Source organism: Flectobacillus sp. BAB-3569 (assembly GCF_002270355.1).
GTDB classification, from domain to species: domain Bacteria; phylum Bacteroidota; class Bacteroidia; order Cytophagales; family Spirosomataceae; genus Flectobacillus; species Flectobacillus roseus.
The window spans coordinates 168705-180413 of record NZ_NJFZ01000022.1; the positions used below are offsets into that span (position 1 = coordinate 168705).

Annotated in this window: 11 protein-coding genes; 5 read left to right on the forward strand and 6 right to left on the reverse strand. The window is 37.9% G+C overall.

Annotated features, from left to right (window positions below):
- Positions 1–47 precede the first annotated feature (47 nt).
- On the reverse strand, positions 48–1442 hold the full coding sequence (lpdA, locus tag BWI92_RS20625; protein WP_095166354.1) for a dihydrolipoyl dehydrogenase: 1395 nt from the start codon (positions 1440–1442) through the stop codon (positions 48–50).
- Positions 1443–1765: 323 nt separating this feature from the next.
- Positions 1766–2758 carry a DUF4382 domain-containing protein gene (locus tag BWI92_RS20630; protein ID WP_095166356.1) on the reverse strand — a complete coding sequence of 331 codons (993 nt, stop codon included), beginning with the start codon at positions 2756–2758 and terminating at the stop codon, positions 1766–1768.
- A 374-nt stretch (positions 2759–3132) separates the two neighbouring features.
- Between BWI92_RS20630 and prfB the strand changes: the two genes are divergently transcribed.
- From prfB to BWI92_RS28360, 3 genes are all read left to right on the forward strand, one after another.
- A protein-coding gene (gene prfB / locus BWI92_RS20635; RefSeq protein ID WP_141234858.1) for a peptide chain release factor 2 occupies positions 3133–4207 on the forward strand; the annotation gives its coding sequence in 2 pieces (ribosomal slippage) (positions 3133–3192 and positions 3194–4207; 1074 coding nt in all).
- Positions 4208–4874: 667 nt separating this feature from the next.
- On the forward strand, positions 4875–6908 hold the full coding sequence (locus BWI92_RS28355; RefSeq protein WP_229363416.1) for a glycoside hydrolase family 3 protein: 2034 nt from the start codon (positions 4875–4877) through the stop codon (positions 6906–6908).
- A 56-nt stretch (positions 6909–6964) separates the two neighbouring features.
- Entirely contained in the window at positions 6965–7960 is a 996-nt protein-coding gene (locus BWI92_RS28360) for a serine hydrolase (protein ID WP_229363432.1), read from the forward strand.
- A 26-nt stretch (positions 7961–7986) separates the two neighbouring features.
- Here BWI92_RS28360 and BWI92_RS28925 read toward each other — a convergent pair whose 3' ends face one another.
- Positions 7987–8217, reverse strand: coding sequence for a helix-turn-helix transcriptional regulator (locus BWI92_RS28925; protein WP_095166358.1), 231 nt, complete (start codon positions 8215–8217; stop codon positions 7987–7989).
- Between the two features lie 373 nt (positions 8218–8590).
- Between BWI92_RS28925 and BWI92_RS20650 the strand changes: the two genes are divergently transcribed.
- Both BWI92_RS20650 and BWI92_RS20655 read left to right on the forward strand, forming a co-directional pair.
- Positions 8591–9019, forward strand: a complete 429-nt coding sequence (locus tag BWI92_RS20650; protein WP_095166360.1) for a hypothetical protein — start codon at positions 8591–8593, stop codon at positions 9017–9019.
- 45 nt (positions 9020–9064) lie between these two features.
- A complete protein-coding gene (locus BWI92_RS20655) occupies positions 9065–9823 on the forward strand; it encodes a tetratricopeptide repeat protein (RefSeq protein ID WP_141234859.1) in 759 nt (252 codons plus the stop codon).
- Positions 9824–9920: 97 nt separating this feature from the next.
- Here BWI92_RS20655 and BWI92_RS20660 read toward each other — a convergent pair whose 3' ends face one another.
- From BWI92_RS20660 to BWI92_RS20670, 3 genes are all read right to left on the reverse strand, one after another.
- Entirely contained in the window at positions 9921–10688 is a 768-nt protein-coding gene (locus tag BWI92_RS20660) for a geranylgeranylglyceryl/heptaprenylglyceryl phosphate synthase (protein WP_095166365.1), read from the reverse strand.
- The gene (locus BWI92_RS20665) at positions 10648–11076 is read right to left on the reverse strand and encodes a hypothetical protein (RefSeq protein ID WP_095166367.1); all 429 of its coding nucleotides are present in this window, start codon (positions 11074–11076) and stop codon (positions 10648–10650) included. Before BWI92_RS20665 ends, BWI92_RS20660 begins: the two co-directional genes overlap by 41 nt.
- Before the next feature lie 230 nt (positions 11077–11306).
- On the reverse strand, positions 11307–11648 hold the full coding sequence (locus BWI92_RS20670) for a phage holin family protein (protein ID WP_095166368.1): 342 nt from the start codon (positions 11646–11648) through the stop codon (positions 11307–11309).
- Positions 11649–11709: the final 61 nt, after the last annotated feature.

An 11709-nucleotide genomic window follows, 5' to 3' on the forward strand; every position in this document is an offset into this window, starting at 1 on the left:
CCGTGTAGAGGGTTCTACACGGCCTTTAAGAAAAATATCAACGCTGATTATAAGTCAACAGCACAGCCATAAGCTGCTTCAGTTGCACCTTTGATAGCCTCAGAGATGGTTGGGTGAGGGTGAACAGCCGTCATGATTTCATGAGCAGTAGTTTCAAGGCGACGAGCCACAACTACTTCAGCAATCATTTCAGTTACGTTGTAACCAATCATGTGTGCACCTAAGAATTCACCGTATTTTGCATCGAAAATTACTTTTACAAAACCGTCTCTAGCACCAGCAGCAGTAGCTTTACCAGATGCTACAAATGGGAATTTACCCACTTTGATTTCGTATCCAGCTTCTTTTGCTTTTTTCTCAGTAAGACCTACAGAAGCAATTTCTGGAGAGCAGTAAGTACAACCTGGAATATTGCTATAGTCTAATGGATGAACTGGGTGGTTAGCGATTTTTTCCACACAGATAATACCTTCAGCAGAGGCTACGTGAGCCAATGCAGGGCCTGGCGTAACATCACCGATAGCATAGTAGCCTGGAATGTTAGTTTCGTACCATTGGTTTACTAAGATTTTGCCTTTGTCAGTAATGATACCAACATCTTCCAAACCTACGTTTTCAAGGTTAGAAATAACACCAGCAGCCGAAAGAACGATGTCACAGTCGATTGTGATATTACCAGAAGGAGTTTTTACCGATACTTTACAACCTTCACCAGCTGTATCTACAGATTCAACAGATGAGTTAGTATGAATATCGATACCTAATTTTTTGTATTGTTTAGCCAATTCTTTAGATACGTCCTCGTCTTCAACAGGAACGATATTTGGCATAAATTCTACAATCGTCACCTTTGTACCCATAGCAGCGTACACGTAAGCAAACTCAACACCGATTGCCCCCGAACCAATTACAACCAATGATTTTGGTTGAGATTCAAGAGACATTGCTTTACGGTAGTCGATTACTTTTACGCCATCGATAGGGATATTTGGCAAAGCTCTAGCACGTGCGCCAGTAGCAATCATGATATTTTTGGCATCATATACTGTAACAGCACCATCGGCAGCGGTTACTTCTACTTTTTTGCCAGGTTTTACTTTACCGTTACCCATGATTACGTCAATTTTGTTCTTCTTCATCAAGAATTGAACACCTTTGCTCATGGAATCGGCAACGCCACGTGAACGCTTGATAACAGCACCGAAATCTGCGCTAGCTTCAGAAACAGTGATACCGTAATCAGAAGCATGTTTGATGTATTCAAAAACTTGCGCTGATTTCAATAAAGCTTTAGTAGGAATACAGCCCCAGTTCAAGCAGATACCTCCCAACGATTCGCGTTCTACTACGGCACATTTCAAACCCAACTGAGACGCACGAATTGCAGCTACATATCCACCTGGTCCTGAACCAATCACTATTAAATCATAAGTTGTTGCCATTTTGTTCTATTTTAAAGGGAAAAGTACAATTTGGCTACAAATATAGTTATAAGCTGTCAACTGCTAAGTGATTAATTACAAGTTTTTGGCTAAACTTATACAGTTTATACTTCATCTATCAATTTTGATAACTTCAAGGTATTGAGGAAGAAGTATAAATATTCAAAAGCAGTAAAGCCTCTCGGTAAAAAACGAAATCCTCCTTCAAAAACTCGAAGGAGGATCGTCAAAACAAATTAAGTTAAGATATAAATTCAAGGTATAAGCACTCTTTAGCCAGTGTTTTTCGGATAAAACATGAGTTGTTTATGCTCTATTACTTATTACAAGCCTAGAAAACCTTTGATCGACAATGATAAACGTACCTCTGTACTACTTTTGACAGATAGTTTTGTTAAATCTAGGTTTCCTGAAAGATTCAAGAATGAGTTTAGTGCCACCGAGGAGTTTGCCTCGCCAGAGCTTTTGAAGGAAGCAAAATGGATTTCATAATCACCTTCTTCCAAGAATGATACTTTAAAATTACCTGCGGCATCTACTTTGGCACTCGATACGGCATTTTTAAATTCTACAGCACTTTCTCCCTGACCTTTTGTTTCAACATTTTGGTTAAACTCGCCTTTTTTATACACAAAGGCTACGACATTACCCATTGTGGCTGAATTATAACCACTCACTTGTCCAGATATCGTACCTGTAGCCGTTTTGTTGACTACTCGAATCGAAGATTGCAACTCTCCATACGTTACAAAAGAGTATTGTTTTTGCGCATTGTCATTGAATGTTTTAATGGCTTTTCTCAAATCAAAGTCTACCATCAAGTCGGTTGTTCCATCCTGATTAATAGTAAATGGTTTGGTGTTTAAGTCAAGATAGTTACGAGCATTTCCCGAAATAACTAGTTTACTTTTTGTACCATCAGCCTTAAGAATGTAAGACCCTGGTGCATTTCCCATGGCATCTTTTTCATAATCAAAGAAAAAAGTCAACTTCGAATAAGTACCTGCTTGTAACTGTCCTTCGCCGAGTGTAAGGAAGTTACCGTTGTTAAGCTCTGCAATATTAATTGTTTTGGGACCTTTAAAAGCATCGAAAACTCTACCATCAACACGTACTTCTGTGATAGTAACAAAAGCACCTTTGACTTCGGCGTTGTCGATAGGAGCATCTGTCACACCAATGCGTACTTGACCTTTGGGTGCGTTAGGGTCTTGCTGAACAGGCTCGATGCTATCTTCGTTTTTGCTACAAGACCATTGAATCATACCAGCGCCCATTACAGCTAGGGCCAATGTAAGGAATTTGTTAGTTTTCATAAATAAGGAATAATTTAAGGGAATAAAGTAAAGGACGTAAAGCCGTCTTTTGAAGACTTGTGTATCTAACTAACGTCGAGAATTGAGGCTCAGATTTAATTATCACCCAATGATGTGGTCAAAAAAAGGCAACGTTTTTCTAAAATACTCATAGTGAGGCTTTTTCAGAAAAGCCGTTTTAAAGACTATTTCACATGATTGGGTGACGAAATAGAGATAGGTGAATTGGCTTTCAGAATAAAATTTACCAGCCCTATTTTGATAAATTAGTACAAATTTGAAATCAAATATCCTCAATCCGAATACCAAAGTCGCTGTTATTTCTTCCCTAAAAATGCGCTATCTTTGCACCTCAATCAAAACAATCAAACAACATGACAAGAGACAGGTTCAATGACCTGAAAGCCAGAGTAGAGGCTTTGAGGAGGTATCTTTGACTACGATAACAAGAAGTACCAAATTTCTGAATTAGAAACAATCACGCTAGATCCTGAATTTTGGAATGACCCCAAAAAAGCGGAAAGCATCATGCGTCAAATGCGTGAATTGAAATTCTGGACATCAGGTTTTGATAAAGCAAACGGACATTTGGGTGATTTAGAGACCATTTTTGAGTTTTATGATCTTGGCGAAGCTTCGGAAGATGAAGTGGATGCTGAAGGTGAAAAACTTGAAATCCAACTTGGAGAACTCGAATTCCGTAAAATGATGTCTGACGAAGGCGATAATATGTCTGCCGTATTAGAAATCAACGCTGGGGCAGGAGGAACCGAGTCGCAAGACTGGGCCGCTATGCTGATGCGTATGTATATTATGTGGGGCGAGAAAAACGGGTTTAAGGTAAGAGAAGTAGACCATAACGATGGCGATGTGGCGGGTATCAAGTCGGTAACGCTCGAAATCGATGGCGAATTTGCTTACGGAAATCTTAAGTCAGAAAATGGTGTACACCGTTTGGTTCGTATTTCACCTTTCGACTCTAATGCTCGTCGTCATACCTCATTTGCCTCTGTATATGTGTATCCTTTGGCCGACGATTCAATCGAAATTGATGTAAACCCTGCCGATATTGAATGGGATACCTTCCGTTCGGGTGGTGCTGGTGGTCAGAACGTAAACAAAGTAGAAACTGCGGTTCGTTTGACACACAAGCCTTCTGGAATTATTATTGCTTGTCAGCAGGAACGCTCGCAGTTACAAAACAAAGAAGTAGCCCTACGATTGTTGAAATCCAAACTCTATCAAATCGAAATCGAAAAGCGTAATGCCGCTCGTGCCGAGGTAGAAGCAGGAAAGAAAAAAATAGAATGGGGTTCACAAATTCGTAGTTATGTCCTCGACGACCGTCGTGTAAAAGATCATAGAACCAACTATCAGACTTCAAATACTGATGCTGTATTAAACGGTGAAATCAATGAATTTATCAAAGCGTATTTGATGGAGCAGTAGTTTGGGGTTTATTGAGTGAATGAGTGCTTGTGCGATTTAGTGATTATTTTTAATATGAATATTGCTTGTAGAGATGCAATACTGTACGTCTAAAGCCGCATATTATTACCCAAAAAAGCGGTCGGAAAAACAATTTCCGACCGCTTTTTTAATGAAATTTATAGAATCATCTTTGTTTTAAAGTTCGGGTTGACACATATTGGTGCAAAATTAGCCTTATTAATTACACTACAGCGCTATGGTAGTTTACTCGGGAGTTTTTCAGAAACTAATTTTTTCATCAGCTCCTACAGAGCTCTTTAAAAGGGTAATAATGTAATTCTAGAAAATGTCCTTATCACTACATCAAAAAATCTAAGCAAAAGAGTTCTTTTGACCAAAATAAAATCCTTCGTACAACCCTAATGCATGACTCTCAATTCTGTATTAATACCTAAATCACTCAAACACTCAATCACAAATCACTCAATTGATAATAAGTTTGGTTTCAGGTTTTTAATGCCAAAGTATTTATGGTAAATTTGTTATTTAAAAGAAAATTTGTTTTGTGGATTTAGGATTGAGGAGAGGTTTTTGTGGAAAATGATTGTCAAAACGGACAATAAAAGATAACCTAGCCATTGAATTCGTTTAGTTTAGCAATAGACTGAATAGGAAATTAGAGAAGATGATGTTGAAAAGATTATTAGCGTTAAGTTGTATTATAACACTATTGTTAGGTGCCATTGTTGTGGCAACAGATGTTTCGTCGGCTTCACCTCTTGAACAACAAAGAGCCCGAAAGCGTCGCCATGTGAGTCGTAAAAGCAGTCGTTCACGCAAAAGTCGTGCACGCGTGCGTCGTGTGGCAATTGCGCACCCAATTGCAAATATGGTTTTTACACCGCCTAATGCTCCTCTTTTCAACACTAGCAGTATTTTACTTGAAAACCAATGGGTTGATAGTGTATTTGCAACCTTGACTGACGACCAAAAAATTGGTCAGTTCTTTATGTTAGCGGTGCATCCTAATAATGGCGAAGGGCATTTCAAAAAAGTCGAAACACTTGTCAACAATTATGGAGTAGGCGGCGTAATTTTCTTCAAAAGCGAACCTCACCTTCAAGCTCAAATCAATAACCGTCTTCAGTCGCAGGCTCGTGTTCCTTTGTTAGTATCCATCGATGGCGAATGGGGTTTGGCGATGCGTATGAATTATACGATGGCTTTTCCAAAACAAATTACCCTTGGTGCAATTCAAGACAACGACCTGATTTATCGTATGGGGCAAGAAATTGCTCGACAATGTAAGCGTTTGGGTGTGCACCTCAATTTTGCTCCAGTAGTAGATATCAACAGCAATCCTAACAACCCAATTATTGGACACCGTTCTTTTGGTGAATTGCGTGAAAACGTAGCAGCCAAAAGTAGTGCATATATGCGTGGAATGCAGGCCGAACAATTGCTTGCTTGCGCCAAACATTTCCCTGGGCATGGCGATACTCATGGCGATTCGCATCGTACTTTGCCGCAATTGGCATACAGTGCACAGCGCCTTAAGGATATGGAGCTATATCCTTTCCAACGATTGATTAATGATTCTATTAAGTCTGTTATTGTTGGGCACCTCCAAGTACCAGTATATGATTGGAAACCAGCTACGCTTTCTCCAACGATTGTAACGAATTTATTAAAACAAGAAATGGGTTTCAAAGGCTTAGTCATTACAGACGCCTTGAATATGCGTGGCGTTCAAACGTCGCCTCATATTCCTGGAGGCGTAGATTTACAAGCCTTTTTAGCAGGAAATGACATTTTGCTATACTCTGAAAATATTCCAGAAGGTATCAAAAAAATAAAAGAAGCTATCGTAAATGGTACGATTCCACAAGCGGAGGTAGATTATAGAGTAAAGAAAATTTTACATGCAAAATATTGGGTAGGGTTAAATAAATTCAAGTACGTCGAAACTACCAATTTGTATCAAGACCTTCATACGCAAGAGGCGGCAGCGATTCGTCAGGAGTTATTTAACAATGCAGTGACTTTGGTAAAAAATGACCAAACTTTACTTCCCATGAGTGCAGCCGATAAAAAACTGGTATCCGTGGGCATCGACATTAATCCTGATAATGGTTTTGAAAGAGCATTAGATCAATACGGTAACTTCCAACATTTTACTAGTGGAGGCAAAAATTCTGAGGCATTTTACAATGAAGTCCTTCGTTCGGTAGATTCAACTAGTACGGTGGTTGTTGGTATTCATGATTTGAAGAACACGCCCTACACACGCTATGGCGTAAGTACTTCAATGCAGGAGTTTATCAAAAAACTAGAAAAGAAAACCAATGTTATTCTATGCGTTTTTGGAAACCCTTATAGTTTAAAATATTTCAACGAGTCAAAAACTGTTATTTGTGGCTATGAGGATGTACCAGAAGCGCACAAAGCAGTTGCTAATGTAATATTTGGTAGACTTTCAGCCAAAGGAAAACTTCCAGTATCTGTAGAAGGACTTTACAAAGCTGGGGATGGTATCATTACCAATCAAACAGGTTTAGTACAAGATGGTAATCCTGAAGGTTTGGGTTTTAATACCACAACCCTCAATCAAATAGATACGATTGTTCAGAATGCCATTGAACAGAAAGCCTTCCCGGGCTGTCAAGTGGTGGTAGCTCGTAAAGGGCAAATTGTGTATCAAAAAACTTCGGACGACTAAGTTATGAGTCGTCCAGCAATCCTGTCAACGACCAAACGATTTATGATTTGGCATCAGTGACCAAAGTGTCTGCCACCTTACAAGCCATTATGGCTTTATATGATCAAAAGAAAATAGACCTTGAACAAAAGGTCTCTTTTTATTTAGAGGAGTTACGTGGCACGAATAAAGAACATATGACTATCAAAGATGTGCTTTGGCATCAGGCAGGATTGGTAGCTTACATTCCTTTTTGGAGCCGTACACGTACATCTTTAGGTTGGAAAAATGAATATTATAGCAATACCGAATCGTCGGAATATCCATTGCAAGTAGCCGAAGGAATGTATGCCAAAACTGCCATTCGTGATTCTGTTTGGCATTGGGTAATTCAATCATCATTGACTGGCAAAAAAGACAAAGAGGGGCACTACGGATTTGTCTACAGTGATTTGGGCTTGATTATGATGCAACATTTGGTAGAAAAGGTGTCAGGACAAACCCTTGATGTATTGGTGAAAAACACCTTTTATCAACCTCTAGGACTTGCCACTACGGGCTATAATCCTTTACAACGTTTTCCAAAAGTACAAATGGCACCTACTGAAAACGATAAGGTATTTAGAGAGAGATTGCTACAAGGAACGGTACAAGATCAAACTGCTGCCATGTTGGGAGGTGTATCAGGTCATGCGGGTTTGTTTAGTTCGGCAAAAGATTTGGCTATTTTGATGCAGATGAATTTACTTAAAGGCTCGTATGCTGGCAAAAAATATTTGGAAGAAAGTACTGTCGAATATTTTACCCAAACCAAATCACCAAGAAGCCATCGCTCATTGGGCTGGGATAGATTACCAGCAGGAGGCTCTAGTAGCTATATATCTTCTTTGGTATCACCCACCTCGTATGGACACTCAGGCTACACGGGTACGCTCGTATGGGTAGACCCAAGCAAAGAAATCGTATTTGTATTTTTGTCTAATAGAGTAAATACTTCAGCCGAAAATACCAAAATAAATACTTTAGGTATTCGTAGAAAAGTAATGGATGTGGTGTATAAGGCGCTCAAATAGTACAAAATAGGAGTTCTTGAAATCGTTTATATTTCACTCTGTTCGTTTTTATGAAGGTAAGAATCTTTAAAAAGCTCGTCAATACTTTTCAGTCTCAAAATCTCCTTTAACTTCGGTAGGTATTTTAGTTTTGGGGAGCGTCCCTTTTCCCATTCACAATAGGTGCTTTGTCTAATGCCAAGTTCTTCAGCAATATATTCTTGAGTAAGGTTTAAATTTTGTCGGTATCGTATCAGATTTGTAGAAAATATATCCATTGGTAGAAACTATCGTTAAAAATTAATAACTCTAAATCAGGACTGTATGAAGGATTAAGTTTTGTATTTAAGATAAAATTGTAGTAGTGGCAACCCTTGCGATTGCTCACCTCCACATGGCAACCGCAAGGGTTGCCGCTACGGCAAAAATGCTCATGAAATGAATGTTTCCGAACATCATGAAATCCTTCTTACAGTACTAACTCTAAATTCTATATCCGATAGACGCATTGTATATATCAAAGTCACTAATGTAATTTTTAAATCTCAACGATAAAAAACGAATACTTGGTAAGATAAATTATAGTGGATAACTATGTTTGTAATTTATACCCATATATTCATGTGCTTCTATAAGAAATTACGATATTTAGTGTTCATTGTACTCTATCTAGGCTCTCTCAATCTTTTTGCACAAGAAAATGCAACAATTATAGAACATTTTGGCGCTGGAGAATACCCATTTGATACGACTTCTGGATTCACAATTTGTGGAAAAAAAGAATCTATATATCAATATTACAGTTTACGCTATAAATATCCTCTCAATGTAGATTCCTGTGCTAAAACCTTGAATAAGCTTTTCAAGTATGATCCTCAAATTAATGGAATCATCACGATTAGATTTGTTGTGAATTGTCACGGTAATTCAGGCTTTTTTCATTTGTACGAAATAGATGATAAATATCAAAAGAGAGAGTTCCCCGAAAACTATAAAGTACATATTCTAGAATTGGTTAAGGGATTAAAAAATGGGAAAAGTTTGTTGGTACAAATCAAGATGGGACGACAGTACCGATAAATTATTATGCTTATTTTTCGTTCAAAATAGTTAATGGCCAAGTCAATGAAATCATTCCATAGTTTATTGTTTATTCTCATATCTTCTCTTTCAGTTATTAGTCAAAACGCCACTCCTTGGAAAAAGTACAGCTATACAACTCATGAGTGGCAATATTGTCTTGATTCACTGATTGAAATAGATCCAAGTAATGCCTATTTATGGCAGCAGAAGGCGATGCCATATTTTAAAAATGGAGATTATTATAATGGCATGAAAAATCTAAATAGAGCAGTAGAGTTAGACACAGCACGTTGGCTTGGGTACAAAGGGTTTATGGAATGCATTTTTGTGAGAGATTACAAAAATGCCATTATTGATTTTATGGCAATAGCTAAAAAACAACCTAATGCGTTTGAAATGGATCACAGTTACTATTTCTACATAGGAGTATCTTATTTAAAGCTCAATACGCTCGATTCAGCTGAGAAATACCTTAAAATCTGTATTTCAAAACCTGAGGAAAAAACACATTATATGGATTGGTATTATGCGGGAGTTTTGAAGCTAAAGCAAAAAAAATACTTGAAAGCTCTGATAAATTTCAATAAGTGTTTAGATAAATATCCCAATTTAAGCGACGCTAATTTTTATAAAGCAAAAACCCTTCTATCTCTACATCGCATTAGTGAAGCATACAATTGCCTTTTGAAAGCTCAGAATGAAAATAAAACAGGATATTCTTTGAATGAAGATAATATGGTATATGTTAATTATCCATTCCAAGTGCAATTAGAGCAGATAGAACACCTTTTGAAAAAATGATAACTTTAATAAAATGTTAAAAAAACATCTGTTAACCCCAAATTCAAGGCTATCATGAGTAGTGTTATCATTAGAAAAATGAAGAAAGGGCTCAAAATCAAACAAAAGCTTGATTGTATTTTTCAAAAACCTTTGCTACTTCTTCCAAAAACTCTGGTTTGTCCTCAAAGGCATTGCCAATCGTGATAATATCGGCCCCTGCTTCTAGGGCTTGAACTACCTTTTCTGGTGTATTTAAGCCTCCTCCTACAATCAACGGAATATCAATCATCCCTCTCACTGCCTGAATCAACTTGGCAGGAACAGGTATTTCTGCGCCACTTCCTGCATCCAGATAAATCAATTTCATTCCTAAATATTGTCCTGCCAAAGCGGTACAAGCTGCTATTTCAGGCTTGTTATTGGGAATAGGTGTGGTGTTAGACATATACGAAACCGTTGTCGGGCGACCACTCTCAATAAGCAAATAGCCTGTCGATAATACTTCTAGTTGACTTTGTTTGAGCAAAGGAGCTGCTACCACATGCTGACCAATCAAAAACTCAGGATTGCGTCCAGAAAGTAGTGATAGAAACAAAATAGCATCGGCCGATGGCTCGATATGCAAGCTATTGCCAGGAAAAAGAATGACTGGTTTGGAGGTCTGTGATTTGATTTGACTAATCACAGACTGTATAGAAGGAGTGGTAATGAGACTACCACCCACCAAAAAGAAATCGATTGGAGAAATATTACACAGTCCCAACAACTTCGATAAAGAAGATTCATCTACCTTATCAGGGTCGATAAGGACAGCAAGAGATTTTTTGCCTTGTTGTCGAAAACTATTCAGTTGTTGGAGTAAGGTTGTTGTTGTCGTCTGCATCAGCATTAATAGATTCTTTCATCAGCGAAATCGCCTCTAAGATTTTGTCTTTAGCAATGGCAATCAAAAAGGACATAATATATCCTTTGATTGAGCTAATAATCCATGATTCTTCTTTGGGTTCTTTAACGGCTACGGGAAGATTAGTATTTTCATCATAGACAATTTCTTTCACCTTCGTTTTTTTATCGGCAGGCGAAAGCCATTTGAAGAGCAAATAGGTTCCAAACAAAACGCCACCAATGACCAAAGTGGCTGTACCAACTTTAGTAGCTTCGGTTTTGAGAGTGATTACTTGTGTGTCTATTTTATTTTTATATTCCTGTGCTTCTTGTTGCAATTGCTCTTTACGAGCAGCTATGTTTTGAGAACTCAATGCTGGTAACATAAGGGATAGGGCTTTTATCTCGAAAGATTTTTGAAAAACGATTTATAAACCTTTTCAACAGTGTGAAAAAACAGGACTTTAGCACAAAAAATATGTTTTTGTAAACTAAAGAATAACCAATCGAAGCATAAAGCACACGCACGACCTTGGCGTGTTGAAAGCTCTTTGCGTTCAAAACTAGGAAAAAAAGTGTTCTTTTCTGTAAAAATTCTGTAAAAATGAGTTACCGACTACTGCTCAATTGTTTCGATTGAGTTAGTTTTAGGGGGCTCATTTTCCTGTAAAGGTTGTTTGAGAAGATAAAATACTAGCCCTGTTATGATACCTAATAGGCTTGTGACAATCACAAATCCTAAAAAGTCACTGTGGGTAACATGATTTAGATAAAGGGCAAAAGTAATGAAGACAAAGACAAGGAAAATGGCAGAAACTATGCCCAAAACAAGTAGCAATACCAGCTTTTTGATGGCTGCTTCAATGCGTTCTTGAACTTCTATTTGAGTAAGTTCAATCTGAGTTTGTACATATTTGTACAAATTATCGACCAAGCCGTTGGGTTCTAAAAGTTTCATATTTTTGAATCAGCCCGAACCTTAGTTCGGAGGTTTATAAATGAACTCCGAACTAGGGTTC